This window comes from Nocardiopsis codii, from assembly GCF_036327455.1.
Lineage (GTDB): Bacteria > Actinomycetota > Actinomycetes > Streptosporangiales > Streptosporangiaceae > Nocardiopsis > Nocardiopsis codii.
On sequence record NZ_JAUZMY010000011.1, the window covers coordinates 63821 to 82885 of the forward strand.

At 72.7% G+C, this 19065-nt stretch carries 13 protein-coding genes; 9 read left to right on the top strand and 4 right to left on the bottom strand.

What is annotated here, in order from left to right; genetic code table 11:
- Positions 1 to 103: 103 nt before the first annotated feature.
- On the bottom strand, positions 104 to 1921 hold the full coding sequence (locus Q8791_RS13155; RefSeq protein WP_330091958.1) for a hypothetical protein: 1818 nt from the start codon (positions 1919 to 1921) through the stop codon (positions 104 to 106).
- A 273-nt stretch (positions 1922 to 2194) separates the two neighbouring features.
- Between Q8791_RS13155 and Q8791_RS13160 the strand changes: the two genes are divergently transcribed.
- Positions 2195 to 3619: an aldehyde dehydrogenase family protein gene (locus Q8791_RS13160; protein ID WP_330091959.1), complete on the top strand. Its 1425-nt coding sequence runs from the start codon at positions 2195 to 2197 to the stop codon at positions 3617 to 3619.
- A gap of 243 nt (positions 3620 to 3862) precedes the next feature.
- On the opposite strand, the gene Q8791_RS13165 is transcribed toward Q8791_RS13160, so the two are convergent.
- Positions 3863 to 4921, bottom strand: coding sequence for a trypsin-like serine peptidase (locus tag Q8791_RS13165; RefSeq protein ID WP_330091960.1), 1059 nt, complete (start codon positions 4919 to 4921; stop codon positions 3863 to 3865).
- A 155-nt stretch (positions 4922 to 5076) separates the two neighbouring features.
- Complete coding sequence (locus tag Q8791_RS13170; RefSeq protein ID WP_407941992.1) at positions 5077 to 6738, bottom strand: CocE/NonD family hydrolase; 1662 nt, start codon at positions 6736 to 6738, stop codon at positions 5077 to 5079.
- 396 nt (positions 6739 to 7134) lie between these two features.
- Here Q8791_RS13170 and Q8791_RS13175 point away from each other — a divergent pair, with 396 nt between their 5' ends.
- The 8 genes from Q8791_RS13175 to bla all read left to right on the top strand — a co-directional run bounded on the left by Q8791_RS13175 (position 7135) and on the right by bla (position 18385).
- Positions 7135 to 8100, top strand: coding sequence for a hypothetical protein (locus Q8791_RS13175; RefSeq protein WP_330091962.1), 966 nt, complete (start codon positions 7135 to 7137; stop codon positions 8098 to 8100).
- Between the two features lie 143 nt (positions 8101 to 8243).
- The gene (dxr, locus tag Q8791_RS13180) at positions 8244 to 9464 is read left to right on the top strand and encodes a 1-deoxy-D-xylulose-5-phosphate reductoisomerase (RefSeq protein WP_330092055.1); all 1221 of its coding nucleotides are present in this window, start codon (positions 8244 to 8246) and stop codon (positions 9462 to 9464) included.
- Between the two features lie 21 nt (positions 9465 to 9485).
- Positions 9486 to 10841: a M50 family metallopeptidase gene (locus tag Q8791_RS13185; protein ID WP_330091963.1), complete on the top strand. Its 1356-nt coding sequence runs from the start codon at positions 9486 to 9488 to the stop codon at positions 10839 to 10841.
- A gap of 314 nt (positions 10842 to 11155) precedes the next feature.
- Positions 11156 to 12313, top strand: a complete 1158-nt coding sequence (gene ispG, locus Q8791_RS13190) for a flavodoxin-dependent (E)-4-hydroxy-3-methylbut-2-enyl-diphosphate synthase (RefSeq protein ID WP_330091964.1) — start codon at positions 11156 to 11158, stop codon at positions 12311 to 12313.
- Between the two features lie 381 nt (positions 12314 to 12694).
- A complete protein-coding gene (locus Q8791_RS13195) occupies positions 12695 to 14152 on the top strand; it encodes an amino acid permease (RefSeq protein ID WP_330091965.1) in 1458 nt (485 codons plus the stop codon).
- Between the two features lie 324 nt (positions 14153 to 14476).
- On the top strand, positions 14477 to 15286 hold the full coding sequence (locus Q8791_RS13200; protein WP_330091966.1) for a carbon-nitrogen hydrolase family protein: 810 nt from the start codon (positions 14477 to 14479) through the stop codon (positions 15284 to 15286).
- 152 nt (positions 15287 to 15438) lie between these two features.
- Positions 15439 to 17154 carry a flavin monoamine oxidase family protein gene (locus Q8791_RS13205; protein WP_330091967.1) on the top strand — a complete coding sequence of 572 codons (1716 nt, stop codon included), beginning with the start codon at positions 15439 to 15441 and terminating at the stop codon, positions 17152 to 17154.
- A 307-nt stretch (positions 17155 to 17461) separates the two neighbouring features.
- The gene (bla, locus tag Q8791_RS13210) at positions 17462 to 18385 is read left to right on the top strand and encodes a class A beta-lactamase (protein ID WP_330092056.1); all 924 of its coding nucleotides are present in this window, start codon (positions 17462 to 17464) and stop codon (positions 18383 to 18385) included.
- 198 nt (positions 18386 to 18583) lie between these two features.
- Here the strand turns inward: bla and Q8791_RS13215 are convergent, their stop codons facing one another.
- Positions 18584 to 19048 carry an Lrp/AsnC family transcriptional regulator gene (locus tag Q8791_RS13215; RefSeq protein WP_330091968.1) on the bottom strand — a complete coding sequence of 155 codons (465 nt, stop codon included), beginning with the start codon at positions 19046 to 19048 and terminating at the stop codon, positions 18584 to 18586.
- Positions 19049 to 19065 lie beyond the last annotated feature (17 nt).

The window sequence follows — 19065 nt, forward strand, 5'->3', positions numbered from 1 at the left end:
TTTCCGGCGCCGCCGACCGCGGCGGTCGCGGTACGGCGCACGGACCGGCGCCCCGGACCGCCCGGCCTCGGGACGGGGCCGGGCCGCCGGTCCGGGACCGGGCTCAGTTGGACTGCTGGACGGGCAGGTGGCGGCCCAGGTAGCCGATGTAGACGCGGTTGGTCGTGCCCGGCCCCAGGTCGGGGTAGAAGTACAGACGCGGGCAGATCCCGTACTCGATGTCCAGCTTGATGTGGGCGTACATCGGGACGCGCCCGCCGGGCTCGACCTCCTCGGGCACGCGGAACAGGCGCTTGTCGTTGAGCTTGCCCCTGTTGCGCACGTAGTCCGACTCCTGGGATGCCAGCCGCTTGACCGGGATCACCTGGTAGCCGTCGGGCGTCTCCTTCAGGTACGAGTGGAACCCCAGGCCGCTGCCCGGGTTGTCGAACTGGTAGCGCGCGTAGTCGTTCAGGGCCATCAGGGCCTCCCACGCGCGGGTGACCCACAGGGACTCCTTGCGGCTGTCGGACAGCTCGTACACCGTCTGGGCCTCGATGGTGAAGAACAGGTGAGGCAGAGCCGACCCGTCGGTGACACGCTCCAGGAGCTCGCGTACGCTCCGGGGCGGTCGGCGCCGGGGGTCGCTCGGGGCGGGGGCCGCGGCCAGCCGGAACTGCCCCGCCTCGCGGGCCCGGTCCCGCAGCCACCGGACCTCGTAGACGGCGGACCGCGCGTGGTCCCGCGCGCTGTCGAGCTCTTCGGCCAGGTCGGCCGTCTCGGCCAGGAGGCCCTGGCGCTCCTCCGACAGCTCGGAGACCCGGGAGCTGAGACGTGTGACCTCCTCCTTCAGGCGCAGGACCTGCTGTTCCTGGGCCTCGCGTTCCTGCTCCGAGGCCAGGTCGAGGGCGCCGGCGGCCTCGGGCGCCGCCCGGTGGACGATGGCGGCCCTGCCGGTCGCGGACCGGACGCCGCCGGCCGCCGGCCCCGCGGCGGCGGAGCGGGCGGACGCGCGCAGGTCGTCGGTCTCCTCGGCGAGGAGTGCGTCGACCGCGAGGAGGGGGTCGGGGAGGCTGACGTCGAGGGCGTTGTCGCGTACACGGCGCGACAGCGCGGCGCCCACCCAGTTGCGGATGCGTTCGCCGTCGCGTGCGGTGTCGAGCGTGGCCGGGCTCATCCGGGGGTGGCGGGGGGCGTCGTCGCCGTCGAGCAGGTCCACTCCGGGTAAGAACGTCCGCACGCCGCCGGGCGGGACGTCCAGCCCGCGGGGGAGGAGGGAGGCGACGCGTTCCAGGGCGGCGGCGTCGAGCACGTAGCCGGCGCACATGCCGGTGCAGCGGGCCAGGGCGCCGGCCATGGCGTCGCGCCAGTCGGCGACGGTGACGTCCCGGGGCGCCCCGGTCGCCACCACCGCCATGCGTCTGCCGGGGTCGCTGATAGCCGACACCAGGGTGTCCATGAGGGCGTCGTCGCGACCGCGCACGATCAGGGGCGCGGGGGGCAGGGGGTGACCGCCGTCGTGGGCGTTCACCGAGTCGAGGAGCATGCGGGCGGCCTCGGGGGGCATGACGTCCAGTCGGGGCGGCTCGGCTCCGGCCCGCTCGCCGGCGGCGGGGGCGACGGCCATGTCGATCCACACGTACCGCCACGGGGACAGTTCGGGGTCGACGACGGCGGTGGCGACGGTCCGCCACAGCCCGTCGGGCTTGTCGGACTCGGTGGTGAGGCGGAGGAAGCGGAGCCCCTCGTCGGCGTTGTCGTGGCGGACCACGATGGCACGGGAGCGGTTGCTGAGGTCGTGGTGCCCCGAAGCCGAGAAGTCCACCCGCGCGCCCGAGTTGCCGCGTTTGCTCAGCCAGCGTGACAGGACCGTCGAGGTGACGTCGATGAGGTCGCCATCGTGCTCAGGGACGGCGACGAGCGTGCGGTAGACAAGTGGCAATGAGCACTCCCGGGCTCCCGTCGGCGGCGGCGGACCCGAGGGTTCGACCGAAAACGCTGGCAGAGCCCTCCTTCCCACTCTGGACGAAGGAATCCTCCCGCGCTAGTCAGTTCGCCAAAGATCCCTTGACCGCCGCCCGATATTCCCAGGAGGCTCAACTCGCCCCACCAGTGCACCTCACAGCACGTGTGCGCCACAGTGGCCAAGATCCGGACGCGGGTTGGCAAACATGGACAAAGCGTTCGGCGAGACCCGGGCGCTAGCGTCACGGACATGTCCACGCACCCGTTCTGGCTGGCCGGCACCGCCGCGACCGGCGACACCGAGATCACCGTCGTCAATCCCTACACCGGCGAGTCCGTCGGCGCGGTCTCCGTGCCCACCGCCGGGCAGATCGAGGAGGCCGTCGCCGCGGCGCACGCGGTCGCGGCCGAGGCCGCCGCGCTGCCCGCGCACGTGCGGGCCGACGCCCTCGCGCACATCTCCCGGCGTATCGGTGAACGAGCCGAGGAGATCGCCCGGACGATCACCGTCGAGAGCGGCAAACCCCTCAAGTGGGCCCGCGCCGAGGCGGGCCGCGCCGTGTCCGTCTTCCGATGGGCCGCCGAGGAGGCCCGCCGTGACAGCGGCGAGCTCCAGCGGCTGGACACCGACCCCGGCGGCGTCGGGCGGATGGCCGTGATCCGTCGCGTCCCCAAGGGGCCGGTCCTGGGCATCTCCCCGTTCAACTTCCCGCTCAACCTGGTCGCCCACAAGGTCGCCCCGGCCCTCGCCGTGGGCGCGCCCGTCATCCTCAAGCCCGCTCCGGCGACACCGGTGACGGCCCTGATCCTGGGCGAGATCGTCGCGGAGACCGACCTGCCCGGCGGCATGCTCTCCGTCCTGCCCATGCCCAACGACAGCGCGGCGCCGCTGATCACCGACGAGCGGCTCCCCGTGATCTCCTTCACCGGCGGCGCCTTCGGCTGGGAGCTGCCCCGGCTCGCTCCGCGCAAGCACGTCACCCTGGAACTGGGCGGCAACGCCGCCGCGGTGGTCCTCGCCGACGCGGACCTGGAGTGGGCGGCGCAGCGGGTCGCGCTGTTCGGCAACAACCAGGCCGGACAGGTGTGCATCGGCGTGCAGCGCGTGATCGTGGCGGACGCCGTCCACGACGAGTTCGTGTCGCGCCTGGTCGAATGCGTGGAGGCCCTGGGCGTGGGCGACCCCGCCGACCCGGCCACCGATGTGGGCCCGCTCGTGAACGAGGCGTCCGCGGAGCGCGTGGCCGCCTGGATCGACGAGGCCGTCGCCGACGGCGCCACACTGCTCACCGGCGGCACGCGGGACGGCGTGACGGTCGCCCCGACCGTGCTCGCGGACGCGCCCGCGGACTCGAAGGTCGTACGCCAGGAGGTGTTCGGCCCGGTGCTGGTCGTCCAGCGGGTGGCCGACACGGACGCCGCGTTCGCGGCGGTCAACGAGAGCGACTTCGGCCTCCAGGCCGGGGTGTTCACCCGCGACCTGCCCACCGCGTTCCGGGCCCACCGGGAACTGGAGGTCGGCGGCGTGGTGATCGGCGACGTCCCCACCTTCCGTGCCGACCAGATGCCCTACGGCGGGGTCAAGCAGTCGGGAGTGGGCAAGGAGGGCGTGCGCGCCGCCATGACGGACCTGACCTACGAGCGGGTCCTGGTGCTCACCGGCATCGACCTGTAGCGGGAGCGGGCGCCGCCCGGGAGGCGGCGCCCGGCCCGTCCGGTCGTCCCGGCGGGTCCTGGGCCGCGTTCCGCGGATCGTTCCGGGCTCGCGTCCCCGGGCTGCCTCTCGCCGCGCCGACTGCGCTCGGACAGCCGAACCCGGGCTGACCCGCGCTACCCGTCTTGCGAGAGATGGCCTGGAAGCCGCTCGCGTCGATCGGCGCAAGCGCCGAGTCAACCGAAAGCATCCACGGAACACGCCTTAGAGACCCGAGGCGTGGTTGTACAGCTTGCGGGCCTCCGCGCCCAGGCGGGGGCCGTACTGGGTGCTGCGGTCGTTGGCGTACTTGAAGCTGACCACCGAGGAGATCGTGCCCTGGCCGGTCCCGGTGTCGAAGCCCGTGAACCAGGGGCCGCCGCTGGAGCCCTGCGTCATCCTGCACCGCACACCGTTGGCGGTGGTGCCGCCGGTGTCGGCCTTGGTGCGGCCCGAACAGTAGTGCAGGTCCTCGCCGTCGAAGGGCGAGGCCGCCGGGTACCCGAACGCGTACACCTGCACGCCGTCGCGCACCCTCTCCTCGGTCCAGGTGTTGAACGCGATCCGCTGGGCCCCGACCTTGTCCTGGACGGCGGTCCCGCCGTCGGAGTTCAGCACCACCATGGCGAAGTCGTAGCTGTCGTCGGCGTCGCGCGACCACTGGGGCGCGACGAGCATGTCGCGTGCGGTGAACCTGCCGTACGGGTCCGTCCCGGCGTCGTGGCCCGGCACGAAGGTCCAGTTGCGCGCCCACGAGCCCGTGCCGTCCTTGGCGCAGTGTCCGGCGGTGACCACGGTGCTCTTGTTGGCGGAGTTCACGACCGACGCCGAGCACGTGAAGTCGCGGCCGTCCATGGTCAGGTAGACCTTGCCGGTGGTCTTCGTGACCAGGCCGCCGGCGCCCCAGACGTCGCCCCGGCTGTCGGCCCGCGGCGACGCCTGGCGGTCGACGCCGTCCTGGGCGGCCGCGGCCCGGGGCGGTCGGAGGGCTCCCACCAGCATGCTGGTGATGGGCTGGGCCGCCGCCATCCGCTCCGCGGTCCAGTAGTCGAGGACGGCCTGGTTCTGCGTGCCGGTGACGGCACCCGACTGGTGCGAGACCCCGTCCACGCGCGACAGCGCCTCACCGCTCGCCTGGGCCGGAACCGCGTGTTGCGGCATCCGGTCGGCCTGGGTGACGGCGGAGGCCGGCGCGGGAAGTCTCTCGATCAGGGCTATTCCCCCCAGGGCGACCGCGAGAGCGGCCAGGGGAGCGAGGATCTTGTGTGAGGTGGACGAGGTCATGCCCACGATCCTTGCACACTTTGTGTAACTTCATAGCTACTTTTAGTTTGTGTCGTGGGTCCGTTGGGCAGGTGGGACCGCCCCCGGCCCGGGGGCGCCGGAGGCGGTCGGAGGGTGGCGGGGCGCCGCGGGAGCGGCGCCGCTCCCGCCGCCGGTCAGGCGAGCGGCACCGTGACCTGCGTCGGGCTGCCCTCGGGGGACGTCACGTCCACCCGGTCGCCGACGGCGCTCTCGCTCGTGTAGCGCGCGTCCCTGCTGTCCACCACGACGGCCAGGCGGTGGCCGGCCGGGACGTCCCAGACGACCGGCTCCAGTTCGGTGGTCACCGTCACCGGCTCACCCGGGGCGGCGTCGCGCAGGGTGTGGGGCGTGTGGGAGAGGAGCGCGCCGGTCCCGTTCCCGTTGACGGCGTACAGGTAGACGAAGACCGACTGGTCCTCCGCGGTCGGCGTGAACGTGAACGTCGCCTCGGGGGTCCCCGCCACGCGCACCCCGTCGGGGTAGGCGGGGCTGGTCCACACGGCCGCCCGGTAGCGGTCCACCGTCGGCAGGAGGACCCCCGTCGGGATGTCGAAGAACTGCTGGAGCGCGCCGGACAGCATCACCGTGCCGCTCTCCGCGGGTGTGCCGACCCCGGTCCGGAAGCGGTAGTCCCAACCCGTCGACGGCTCGGACTCCATGGCGCCGCTGCTCTGCCAGCGGAACCAGTCGGTGCTCGGCTTCGCCAGGTAGTACCGGTCGGCGTCCCCGGTCACCGAGGGCCAGTCGGCGTGGGAGGTCCACCCGCCGCCCCCGTTGTTGGGCCTGACGTGGACGGGGCCGTCCGCGTCCACCTCGCTCTCCTCTCCCTTGAGGTGGTGGTCGAACCAGTCGCCCAGGGACTCCCACACCTCGTTGGGAAGGCCGAGTGCGCCGAACGCCTCCTGGGTGGCGTGGTCGCCCGGGGTGAGCATCAGGCGCTTGGGCCCCTCCAGCTCCTCGTAGAAGTCGGTGACGTGGCTGACGGGGAAGATGCCGTCGTTCCAGGCGTGCGCCATCATCACGGCCGTGCCGTTGGCGTTGAGCGCGTCGACCTTGGTGGCGGCGGAGCGGTCCGGGGCCAGGTCCAGGGCCGGCTGGATGTTGCCGCGCCGGTACTCCTCCCCCATCTCCGTGAGGTCCTCGCCGGGGCGGCCCGTGAGGCCGCCCGCCAGAAGGAGCAGTTCGGCCGCCTGCCTGTTGACGGTCCGGTCGGGGTACAGGGACGCGGCCAGGTCGGCCCATCCGCTCAGGGACGCCACGGCTCCGACCCGGTCGTCCTCGGCGGCGGTCAGGAGGCTGATGCCGCCGCCGTAGGAGATGCCGGCCATGCCGATGCGGTCCGGGTCGGCCTCGGTGTTCTCCAGGGCCCAGTCGATGACCGCGCCTGCGTCGGCCCGGTCGTCGGGGCCGGCGACCTCGATCCGGCCGCCGGAGTCCCAGAAGCCCCGCGAGGTGTAGGCGACGACCTGGTAGCCGGACTCCATGGCGAGCCTGGCCGCGGCTCCGACGTAGATGATGTGGGGCGTGCCCCAGGCCGAGGGCATGACGAGCAGCGGCCGGGGCCCCTCGACGCCGGTCGGGGTGATGACCTTGGCGCTCAGCTCGGTGCCGTCGTGACTGACGATCGTCTCGTAGCTGACGGAGGCGCCGACGGCGGCGGAGGCGGGGGCGGGGTGGAGGACGGTGGCGGCGAGCGCCGCCGCGAACGCGCAGGACAACAGGCGGGTGAGTCCTCGCGCGGCGGGCCGGGGCGGCGGGCCGTCCTCCGGGGACGCGGAGCGGGGTGTGCTTCTCACAGGGCGCATGCGGGGGACCTCGGGGGTGAGGGGGTCAGGGGGCCGATGGGTCGTCGCGCCGTCTCGCCATCGGGAGGCCGGTGTCCGTGGGTGCCGACGGGGGATCGGCGGCTCACGTAACCGTGGAGTAACTTACTCACGAGTAAAGTTAGGGCAATCGACACTGGTTGTAAAGACCCGGTGACTCCGGGGTCGTACCGGCCGGGTGCCGACGCGTGCGGGGCCGTGCCGGGACGGACCGCGACTGTCGGAGGACGCCCGCCTCCGGCCCGCCGCCTCCGGCCCGGCCGGCCCTCTCCCGGGCAGGTCTCCGGCGACTCCGCGGAACGGGGGCCCGCGCCGGGTGCCGACGAGTGCAGGATCGCGGCCCTCCCCGCAGACCGGTAGGTTCCTCGCATGTCGGACCGCAGCCTGATCCTCGACCTCCTCCGCCGGGCCTCGGACGCCCTCCTCGTCGAGCCCGGACCGGGCCCCGGGTTCGACCCGGGGAGCAAGCCCGGACGGGACTCGGCGGTCGAGTTGCGGGAGGCGGTGGTCGACCGGCACCTGGACGGACTGCGGTCGGCGCTGACGCGCGAGGACCTCGGGGAGCCCGCGATCGCCGTCCTGCTCGAACTGCTCCACGGAGCCGGGGCTCTCCGGGCGGAGGACCTCGCACCGTTCGCCCGCACCTGGCGCACACGCCTGTTCGTGAAGCCCGACCCCTACACGAGCGCGGCGCCGGCGGTGGTGACCTACGCGGCGGCCCTCGCCGCGTCGGGGGACGGCGCCGGCGGGAAGGTCGCCGACTCCGTGGCGCGCGACACACGCGTGTGGTCCCTGCCCGTTCGCCACCTCATGCGGGGGGCGCTGTCCCGCGGCCGGGACGCCGACCTCGCCGCCGAGGCCGAACTCGTCCCTCCCGCCCACGGAGGCGGACAGCACAGGGGCAAGGGGGGTCAGGCCGCCGCGCACGCGCTGTGCCTGGTACGGGCACGGCTCCGGGGGATCACACCAGTGGAGGCCGCCTGCGCGTCGCTCACCGAGGCGCCCGAGCGGCCGCCGTACGTGCGGCGCGGGTTCGCCGCGGCCGCCGTCGCCCTGGAGAGCGGCGGTTCGGGCCTGTGGGCGCACCACTTCCGGACCGCCTCCGTGCGTGCCCTGGACGCGGCGTTGCGCGTCGCGGACGACGGGAGCCTCCCGGTGGAGGCGCGCCGCAGGGTCCTGGCCCTCGCCGACGAGTCGACGGTCCCGGACCATCCCCGGCACGCGCGCCCCATCCGGGTCGGGGACGCCGAGGCGGACCGGCTGCGCGCGGTCCGGAGCGGGGTCGGGGCGCGGCTGGACGCGCTGACACAGGTCGGCGGGGGCCCCGGGAGCTGACGGGTCCGCGTCCGCGCGCGCCGTCACGCCCGACGCCCCGGACCGTTCGGACCAGCCGGTCCCCGGTTGTCCACAGGGGTCCGGCGGAGGTCCGCCGGGTGCGGGACAATGGGGCCGTGCGAGAAGAACAGCAGCGAACAGTAGTGATCCTCGGCTCCACCGGCTCGATCGGGACCCAGGCCGTCGACATCGTCCAGCGCAACCCCGACCGCTTCAGAGTGGTGGGCCTCGCGGCGGGCGGCGGCAGGGCGGACCTGCTGGCCAAGCAGGCGGCCGAGCTGGACGTGCCGCTGGTCGCGGTCGCCGACCCCGCGAGAGCCGCCGAGATCGCGCGCTCCCTCGCCGAGCACGGCAGCGGGGCCACCGTCCTCACCGGCGCAGAGGGCGTGGCCGAGCTGGCGGGGAGCCCCTGCGACGTCGTGCTCAACGGCATCACGGGCGCCCTGGGCCTGGAGTCGACCCTGGCGGCCCTGCGCGCGGGGACCACCCTCGCACTGGCCAACAAGGAGTCCCTCATCATCGGCGGGCCGCTCGTGCGCGACCTCGCCAGGCCCGGACAGATCGTCCCGGTCGACTCCGAGCACTTCGCCATCGCCCAGTGCTTCCCCTACCTGCCCGAGGGCGAGCTCGCCAGCCCGGCGCAGGGCCACGTGCACGCCCGCCGCGACGAGGTCAGCCGCCTGGTCGTCACCGCCAGCGGGGGCCCCTTCCGGGGCCGCGACCGCGACGGGCTGGCCCACGTCACCCCGGCCGAGGCGCTCGACCACCCCACCTGGAGCATGGGTCCGGTCATCACCGTGAACTCCGCCACCCTGGTCAACAAGGGGCTGGAGGTCATCGAGGCCAGCCTGCTGTTCGACATGCCCTTCGACAGGATCGACGTCGTCGTGCACCCGCAGTCCATCGTCCACTCGATGGTCGAGTACGTGGACGGATCCACCATCGCCAAGGCCAGTCCGCCCAGCATGATGATCCCCATCGCCTACGGGCTCGGCGCGCCCGACCGGGTCCCCGGCGCCGCCCCCGGCATGGACTGGACCCGGGCCCAGGCCTGGACGTTCGAGCCGCTGGACCACGAGGCCTTCCCCGCCGTCCGGCTCGCCTGCGAGGTCGGTGCGGCGGGCGGGACCGCCCCCGCCGTCTACAACGCGGCCAACGAGGAGGCCGTCGACGCCTTCCTGCGCGGAAACCTCGCGTTCCCGTCCATCATGGACACCGTCTCCCGGGTAGTCTCGGAGCACCAGCGAACGGACCGCCCCGGGGGAGCGTCACACCAGAGCGTGGGACTCAGCCTGGACGACGTGTACGCCGCCGACACCTGGGCCCGCACACGTGCGCGCGAGCTCCTCGCGCGCCAGGCCTGACACCGCCTAGAGGAGAGTTGCATGGTCGCCCTGATGACCGTGGTCGGGATCGTCCTGTTCGTCTTCGGGTTGTTGTTCTCGATCGCCTGGCACGAGCTGGGCCACCTCTCCACCGCCAAGATGTTCGGGATCAAGTGCACCGAGTACATGGTGGGCTTCGGCAGGACGCTGTGGTCCTTCCGGCGGGGTGACACCGAGTACGGGATCAAGGCGGTGCCGCTGGGCGGCTTCGTGCGCATGGTCGGCATGCTCCCGCCGGCCCGCCGGACCGCCGACGACAGCCCGCGCAGGCTGTCCCGCTGGCGGGCCATGGCCGAGGACGCCCGCGAGGCCTCCTACGTCGAGCTCTCCCCCGAGGACCAGGACCGGCAGTTCTACCAGCGGGCGCCGTGGAAGCGGCTCATCGTGATGTTCGCCGGCCCCGCCATGAACGTGATCCTCGCCGCGATCCTGCTCGCGGTGCTGTTCATGGGCATCGGCGTCCCCAGGAGCACCACCGAGATCGGGCTCGTCAACGAGTGCATGGTGCCGGTCGGCAGCTCCATCACCGACTGCACCGACGTGCCGCCCACCCCGGCCGCCGAGGCCGGCATACTGCCCGGCGACGTCATCGTCTCCGTCGGGGGCGAGTCCACCCCGGACTGGAACACCGCCAACCGGCAGATCCGCGAGTCCCTCGGCAGCACCGAGGTCGTGGTCGAGCGCGACGGCGAGCGCCTCCCGCTCGACGTCGACGTCGTCGAGAACGAGCTCCCGGCCCGCGACGCCGAGGGCGAGATCCTCTACGAGACCGACGCCGACGGCGAACCCGTGTACGACGACGAGGGCTACCGCGTCTACCGGACCGAGACCGTGGGCTTCCTCGGCATCGTCTTCGCCCAGGAGCGCGCCCCGCTCACCGTCGGTGAGTCCGCCGCCGAGATGGGCTCCATGATGGTCGGCGTGGGCGAGGCGCTCATCGCCCTGCCCAGCAAGGTCCCGGAGGTGTTCGGCGCCGCGTTCCTGGGCGAGGAGCGCAACCAGGACTCCCCGGTGGGCATCGTCGGCATCTCGCGTATCGGCGGCGAGATCATGGCCCAGGGCCTGCCCGTCGCGGACACCGCGGCGATCATGCTCCAGATCCTGGCCGGCGTGAACCTGTTCCTGTTCGCCTTCAACATGCTGCCGATCCTGCCGCTGGACGGCGGCCACATGGCCGGGGCCCTGTGGGAGTGGCTCAAGCGCGGCTGGGCCAAGCTGTTCCGCCGCCCCGAGCCCGCACCGGTGGACGTGGCGATGCTGACTCCGGTCGCCTACGTCGTGGTGGCGTGCTTCCTGGTGTTCAGCGTGGTCCTGCTCGTCGCCGACCTGTTCAACCCGGTCAGACTCTTCGGCTGACGCACACCGCCGCGCCCGGGGGCGGACGTCCGGCCGACGTCGTCCGTTCACCCTGGTGCGGGGCGGTGCCGACGTGACGCCGAGCACCCTCCGGTACCGGTAATCTTCAGCTGGAGCACCGGTTCCGCGCTTCGCGGGGGGTGCCCTTCCCGGGGCGGGTAACCTGGGGATCGCGATCCGGGAACGACGGTGTAGCTGAGGCCGCCGCGCGAGACGCCCCGGTCGCGGCGCCGCGCGCTGCGCCGGACGCCCTTTCCCGATAACCGACGAATCAAGTGCCGCCCCCCTCCGGCGGCAGACGAGGTGAATCAAGCGTGACCGTCGATCTCGGTATTCCAGTCGCACCGCCGCGCCCGCTGGCGACGCGGCGCAAGACGCGGCAGATCATGGTCGGGAACGTCCCCGTCGGCGGGGACGCCCCGGTGTCCGTGCAGTCGATGACGACCACCCGTACCTCCGACATCAACGCGACGCTCCAGCAGATCGCTGAGCTGACCGCCTCCGGCTGCCAGATCGTGCGGGTTGCCGTGCCCACCAACGACGACGCCGACGCGCTGCCGATCATCGCGAAGAAGTCGCAGATCCCGGTGATCGCCGACATCCACTTCCAGCCCAAGTACGTGTTCCAGGCGATCGACGCCGGCTGTGCCGCGGTGCGCGTGAACCCGGGCAACATCAAGAAGTTCGACGACAAGGTCGCCGAGATCGCCCGGGCCGCCAACGAGGCGGGCACCCCGATCCGCATCGGCGTCAACGCCGGTTCGCTGGACAAGCGCCTGCTCCAGAAGTACGGCAAGGCCACCCCGGAGGCCCTCGTCGAGTCGGCGCTGTGGGAGTGCTCGCTGTTCGAGGAGCACGGCTTCCGCGACATCAAGATCTCGGTCAAACACAACGACCCCGTGGTCATGGTCAACGCCTACCGCCAGCTGTCCGCCGCCTGTGACTACCCGCTGCACCTGGGCGTCACCGAGGCCGGCCCCGCGTTCCAGGGCACCATCAAGTCCGCGGTGGCCTTCGGCGCGCTGCTGTCCGAGGGCATCGGCGACACCATCCGCGTGTCGCTGTCCGCGCCTCCCGCCGAGGAGGTCAAGGTCGGCGCCCAGATCCTGGAGTCGCTGGGGCTGCGCGAGCGCGGACTGGAGATCGTGTCCTGCCCGAGCTGCGGCCGGGCCCAGGTGGACGTCTACACGCTCGCGGAGGAGGTCACCGCCGGCCTGGAGGGCATGGAGGTGCCGTTGCGCGTGGCCGTCATGGGTTGCGTCGTCAACGGTCCCGGCGAGGCCCGTGAGGCCGACCTGGGTGTGGCCTCCGGCAACGGCAAGGGCCAGATCTTCGTCAAGGGCGAGGTCATCAAGACCGTGCCCGAGTCCAAGATCGTGGAGACCCTCATCGAGGAGGCCATGCGCATCGCCGAGGAGATGGGCGAGGCCGGGGTCGAGTCCGGCCAGCCGACCGTCGCCGTGGCCGGCTGACCGACGGAGTTCCCGACGACGGCCGCGCCGCCCCGCAGGGGGCGGCGCGGCCGTTCGCGTGGGGGAGGGGTTCACGGGGCCGCACGGCTTCGCCCCGGTCGTGCGCGCCGGGCAGGGCTCGCGGCCCCTGCGACGACGGTCACGCGGGGCGGATCCGTATGGTCTCCCTCACAGGGGGCCGCGTTTCCTTGCGTGGAAGCGCACGGATGCGCCGCTTCTTCGGGACGGACGCAACGAATGTGGGTCATGTTACGCATAAGGCACGACTACCGTTGCTGAGGGCGTTTTCGGGCTGATGCCGGTACGAAACGTACGCCCACCTCCCACCACCCCTCCCCCAGGGGACCGGTGTGCCCGCCCACAGCAACGAGGAGTAGTCACGTGGTGGACCAGAAGACCCCGGCGGGCGAGGACGCACCCGCCGGCCCGGGCGGGGCTCCCGCGCTGAGGGAGCGCCTGACCAGGCGCAAGCCGGTCGAGAAGCTCGTCGCCGAGACCAGCGACGGCACCGGCCTCCACCGGCACATGGGTTTCTGGCAGCTCTCCATGATCGGCATCGGCGCCACCCTCGGCACCGGCATCTTCGTCGTGCTGGGCGAGGCCGTCCCCGTGGCCGGGCCCGCCGTCATCCTCGCCTTCGTGCTCGCGGGCGTCACCGCGCTCTTCTCCGCGCTCGCCTACGCCGAGATGGCCGGGATGATCCCCGCCTCCGGCTCGGCCTACTCCTACAGCTACGCCACGATCGGCGAGTTCATGGCCTGGGTGTGCGGCTGGTGCCTCATGCTCACCTACGGCGTGTCCGTCGCCGCCGTCGGCGTCGGCTGGGGCGAGTACATCAACGAGCTCCTCCACCTCACCACCGGCCTGTCCCTGCCGGGGGCGGTGCTCGCCGGGCCGCTGGAGGGCGGCGTGGTCAACCTGCCAGCCGCGATCGTGGTCCTGCTGTGCATGTTCGCCCTGCTCGCGGGGGTGCGTGAGAGCAGCCGCGCCAACGCCGTCATGGTCGCCGTCAAGGTCGCCATCCTGGTCATGTTCGTGGCCATCGCGATCACCGCCGTCCAGGACGGGAACTTCGCACCGTTCATGCCGATGGGCATGGCCGGTGTCAGCGCCGCGGGCGCCACCCTGTTCTTCTCCTACATCGGCTTCGACTCCGTCTCCACCGCGAGCGAGGAGGCGAAGAACCCCCAGCGCGACCTGCCCCGCGCGATCATGTTCTCGATGATCCTGGTGACCGCCGTCTACTGCCTGGTCGCCTTCGCCGCCGTCGGCGCGCTCGACTGGACCGGCTTCGTGGACGGGGAGACGTCCCTCGCGGGCATCCTCACCATGGTCACCGGCACCCCGGTGTGGGCGGTCGTCTTCGCCGCCGGAGCGGTCCTGGCCCTGGCCAGCGTGGTGCTGGTGGTGCTCTACAGCCAGACCCGCATCCTCTACGCGATGTCCCGCGACGGGCTCGTCCCGAAGGCCTTCTCCACCGTGGACGCCAAGGGCACCCCGCGCGCGAACACGGTCATCACCTCCGTTCTCATCGCGTTCCTGGCCGCGCTGGTCCCCCTCGGGCCGCTCGCCGACGCCACCGCCATCGGCACGCTCTTCGCCTTCGCCCTGGTCAACGTGGCGGTACTGGTGCTCCGACGCACCCGCCCCGACCTCCCTCGCGCCTTCCGCGTGCCCGGAGCCCCCGTCACCCCGGTCCTCGGCGTGCTCGCCTGCGCCTACCTGATGTTCAGCATGTCGCTGAGCGTGTGGGTGGCCTTCGGCGCCTGGCTGGCCATCGGACTCGCCGTCTACTTCGGCTACGGCATGCGACGCTCCGCCCTGGAGGCCGGGGCCTAGACCCAGCTTTCCGCTTCCTTCCGGACTCGCGACCGCCCCCGGAGGACGGGGCGGGGCCGAGGGGACACGACGCACGCCCGTACAGGGGCCGGGGAGCAGTTCGGTTCGGACCCCCGGCCCCTGTGGCGTGCCCCGGGCGGAACGCCGCCGCGGGGCCGCGGACGGCGCCGCGCGGCAATGCGCGCACGAACACGGCGGAACACGCAAAGAACCATGTCGGAGCGGCGAGAAGACGCGTGTTTCCACCGCTTCGGCGCACTGTTCCGACACGATCGGCCACCTAGAGTGGACGCGGCCCGACAACGACCGAGGAGGGGGCGGCCCATGACGCGCGCACCACTGCGTGTGGCCCTGGACCAGGGCACCGGACGCAGCGGCGACGTCGCCGACGCGCTCGGCCGGCTCGCCGACCGCGCCGCACGGGCCGCCGGGGCCGGGGCGCGCCTGCTCGTCGGCCCCGAGATGTCGCTCACCGGATACGGCCTCGGAGCCGACGCCGTGGCCCGGCTGGCCGAACCCGCGGACGGCCCCCTCGCGGACGCCGTCGCGCGGATCGCCGCCGACACGGGCGTCGCCCTCGTCTACGGATTCCCGGAACGCGCCGACGGCGCCGTGTACAACACCGTCCAGCTCGTGGACGGCACCGGAACCCGCCTGGCCGCCTACCGCAAGACCCACCTGTTCGGCGACCTGGACCGGGGCGCGTTCGCGCCGGGGGCCGACCCGGTCGTCCAGGCCGACCTCGACGGGTTCCGCCTCGGCCTCCTCATCTGCTACGACGTGGAGTTCCCGGAGGCCGTGCGCGCGCACGCCCTCGCCGGTACCGAACTCCTCGTCGTCCCGACCGCCCTGATGCTGCCCTTCACCGAGGTCCCCACCCGGGTGGTGCCCGTGCGCGCCCTGGAGAACCAGCTCCACCTGGCCTACGTGAACCGGTGCGACACCGAGGGCGATCTCGCCTACGCGGGCCTGAGCGTGCTCGTCGCTCCCGACGGGTCGGAGACGCTGCGCGCCGGATCGGGGGAGGAGTTCCTGGTCGGCGACATCGCCCCGGACGCGGTCGACCGCGCCCGCCGGGTCCAGTCCTACCTGGCAGACCGCCGCCCCGACCTGTACCGCGCGCTCACGGCCTGACCTGCTCCCGCGCGGGCTCCCGGTACCGGCCCGCCCGGTCTCCCGCCGCGGTCCGCGCCGCCGGGACCGCGCGGACCCCTGGGGCGCCCGCACGCACGGCCGCCCCCGCCGTTCTCACCGTCCGACCACCGAACACCCGAAGGAGGGGCTCCATGACGTCTGCCGTGCCCACCGCCGCCGGTACCGCACCCGCGCCCGGCACACCGCCGCTGAACATGTGCGGGCCGGACTTCCCGTTCGCCTACGACTCCTACCTGGAGCACCCCGCCGGGCTCGGCCAGGTCCCGCCCGGGCGCCACGGCACCGAGGTCGCCGTCATCGGCGGCGGACTGTCCGGGATCGTGACCGCCTACGAGCTGATGAAGATGGGGCTGCGGCCGGTCGTGTACGAGGCCGACCGGATCGGCGGACGACTGCGCACGGAGAAGCTGGCGGGCTGCCCCGACGACGTGGTCGCCGAGATGGGGGCGATGCGCTTCCCGCCCTCCTCCACCGCGTTCCTCCACTACGTCGACAGGGTCGGCCTGGAGACGACGCCGTTCCCCAACCCGCTCTCACCGGCCACCCCGAGCACCGTGGTCGACCTCAAGGGCGAGTCCCACTACGCCACCACCCTCGCAGACCTGCCCGAGGTCTACCGGGAGGTGGCCCGTGCCTGGGAGCGCACCCTGGAGGCCGGCGCCCAGCACAGCCGCATGCAGCGGGCGATCCGTGAACGGGACGTCACGACGCAGAAGGAGATCTGGAACGATCTCGTCGAAGGGCTGGACAACCAGACCTTCTATGGTTTCCTGTGTGAGTCACCGGCATTCGCGTCCTTCCGCCACCGTGAGATCTTCGGACAGGTGGGGTTCGGCACGGGAGGCTGGGACACGGACTTCCCGAACTCCATCCTGGAGATCCTCCGGGTCACCTACACGGGTGCGGACGACGACCACATGGGCATCCTCGGCGGTGTCCAGCAGCTTCCCCGACGGCTCTGGGAGGACGCCCCGGACAAGCTCGTCCACTGGGCGCAGGGCACCTCGCTGGGGACGCTGCACGGACGTGGTCCGCGCCCGGCCGTCACCGCCCTGCGCCGCACCGCTGCGAAGGGCTCCCCCTCGGGGAACATCACGGTCACCGACGCCTCGGGTTCCACCCGCACCTACGCGGCGGCCGTGTTCACCGCGCAGAGCTGGATGCTGCTGTCCAAGATCGACTGCGACGAGGACCTGCTGCCGATCGACCACTGGACGGCGATCGAGCGGACCCACTACATGGAGTCCTCGAAGCTGTTCGTGCCGGTGGACCGCGCCTTCTGGCGCGACAAGGACCCCGAGACGGGCCGGGACGTCATGAGCATGACGCTCACCGACCGCATGACCCGGGGCACCTACCTCCTGGAGGGCTCCGACCCGGAGAGCCCCGCCGCGATCTGCATGTCGTACACCTGGTGCGACGACTCGCTCAAGTGGCTGCCGCTGTCGGCCAACGAGCGCCTGGAGGTCATGCTGTCGTCGCTGTCCAAGATCTACCCGGGGGTGGACGTCCGCTCGCACATCACCGGTGACCCGGTCACCGTGTCGTGGGAGGACGAGCCCTACTTCATGGGCGCCTTCAAGGCGAACCTGCCGGGCCACTACCGCTACCAGCGGCGTCTGTTCACGCACTTCCACCAGGAGGAGCTGGCGGAGCGCCACCGCGGCCTGTTCCTGGCCGGGGACGACGTCTCCTGGACGGCGGGATGGGCGGAGGGGGCGGTGCAGACCGCGCTCAACGCCGTGTGGGGGGTGGCGCACCACTTCGGCGGCGGCACCGATCCCTCCAACCCCGGACCGGGCGACCTGTTCGACGAGCTCGCCCCGGTGGAGCTCCCCGAGGACTGAGCCCCGCCGGTGATTCCCGGGGCGGGCCCCGCAGGCTCCTCCGGCCCCCGCCCTCGGGCGACCGGGCCGTCGCCCGGGAGCGCACGCGTCGCGAACCGGCCCCATACCGATTCCGCATGGGAGTGGCTGTTCCCGTCTTGGACAGCATCGGGGCCGGTGGCCAGACTGCTGGGCGGGACCATCCCGCAGGGGTGGCCCACGCGCGGCGTCCCCGCCCGGAGCGGTGGGGGCGGACACCGCCTCACCGTTGCGGGCGGACCGGGCCACCCGGGTCGCGCGCCCCCGGAATCAGGAGATGAACAGGACCATGTCGCTCTCACCGACCCTGCGCGCCGGAGGTGCGGCCCTGGCCGCGCTGGCCCTCGCCACCGCCTGCTCGACGCCCGGCTCCGACCCGGCGCCCGTACCCGGGCCGGGCTCGGAGCAGTCGGCATCTGCCGACGCCGCGGCCCTGCCCGCCCGCGAGTTCGAGCGGCTGGAGGAGCGGTTCGACGCACGGCTGGGCGTCTACGCGGTGGACACGGGCACCGGAGAGGAGATCACCCACCGCCCCGACGACCGCTTCGCCTACTGCTCCACCCACAAGGCGCTCTCCGCCGGCGCGGTGCTGCGGCGGAACACGCTGGAGGAGATGGGGGAGGTCGTCACCTACACCGCCGACGACCTGGTCGGCCACACGCCGATCACCGAGCGCCACGTCGACACGGGGATGACGCTCCTGGAGGTGGCCGACGCCGCGGTCCGCTACAGCGACAACACCGCCGCCAACCTCCTCCTGGAGGAACTGGGCGGTCCGGACGGGTTCGAGGAGGCCATGGAGGAGATCGGCGACGACGTGATCGAGGCCGACCGGATCGAGCCCGACCTCAGCAGGACGGCTCCCGGTGACACTCGGGACACGAGTACTCCGCGCGCCATGGCCGCGAGCCTGGAGGAGTTCACGCTCGGGGACGCTCTGCCCGAGGACCGGCGCGCCGTGCTCAACGGGATGCTCGCCGACAACACGACCGGCGACGAGACGATCCGCGCCGGGCTTCCCGAGGACTGGGAGGTCGGCGACAAGACCGGCAGCGGGAACTACGGAACGCGCAACGACATCGCCGTCGTCCGTCCCCCGGGCGGCGCCCCCGTCATCATCGCGATCATGTCCATGCGCGACGAGGAGGACGCCGGGTTCGACAACGCGCTGATCGCAGGAGCCGCCGAGGTGGTCGCGGAGGCCCTGGCCTAGCCGCACCCGGACGCGTGCCCGTCACCGACCGCGTCCCGGGCCAGGGCAGGTCCGGCGGAGGCGGTCCGGGCGTCGAGGGGGCCGTCCGCCTCTCGGCGAACGGCCCGCCGGCGCCCGGGTTCAGGGGGCGTCACCCCTCCCAACGAACGGAGCGGGCCCAGGGTTTCCGCTCCGGTGGGGGACACGCCGCGTCGCCGCTCAGGGCAGGTCGGCCGTCCCGGCGAGGATCGGCTGGTCCACGAGTCGGGACAGGACCAGCGTGCTCTTGGTCCGCACCACGAAGGGCTCGGCGCCCAGGCGCTCGATGACCTCTTCCAGGTGGTGCGTGTCGCGGGCGCGCACCTGCACGATGGCGTCGGCCTCGCCGGTGACCGTGCACGCTGACGTGATCTCGGCGTAGCCCGCGAGCCCGGACCGTATCTCGCCGGGGGAGGTGCGGGCGCGGCAGTACAGCTCGATGAAGGCCTCGGTGGTCCACCCGACGGCCTTCGGTTCGACGACGACGGTGAACCCGCGCACGGCGCCGGACTCCACCAGGCGGTCCACGCGCCGCTTCACCGCGGAGGGACTCAGTCCGACGTGACCGCCGATCTCGGCGAAGCTCATCCGCGCGTCCGCGCCGAGAATCGCGATGATCCGCTCATCGACACGATCCAGCCGCATTGTGCCCCTTTGTCCAC

Coding starts and splice junctions, on each gene's coding strand:
- bla (WP_330092056.1), top strand. CDS start 17,462: ATGTCGCTCTCACCGACCCTGCGCGCCGGAGGTGCGGCCCTGGCCGCG.
- Q8791_RS13200 (WP_330091966.1), top strand. CDS start 14,477: ATGACGCGCGCACCACTGCGTGTGGCCCTGGACCAGGGCACCGGACGC.
- Q8791_RS13205 (WP_330091967.1), top strand. CDS start 15,439: ATGACGTCTGCCGTGCCCACCGCCGCCGGTACCGCACCCGCGCCCGGC.
- Q8791_RS13160 (WP_330091959.1), top strand. CDS start 2,195: ATGTCCACGCACCCGTTCTGGCTGGCCGGCACCGCCGCGACCGGCGAC.
- Q8791_RS13215 (WP_330091968.1), bottom strand. CDS start 19,048: ATGCGGCTGGATCGTGTCGATGAGCGGATCATCGCGATTCTCGGCGCG.
- Q8791_RS13165 (WP_330091960.1), bottom strand. CDS start 4,921: ATGACCTCGTCCACCTCACACAAGATCCTCGCTCCCCTGGCCGCTCTC.
- Q8791_RS13185 (WP_330091963.1), top strand. CDS start 9,486: ATGGTCGCCCTGATGACCGTGGTCGGGATCGTCCTGTTCGTCTTCGGG.
- Q8791_RS13175 (WP_330091962.1), top strand. CDS start 7,135: ATGTCGGACCGCAGCCTGATCCTCGACCTCCTCCGCCGGGCCTCGGAC.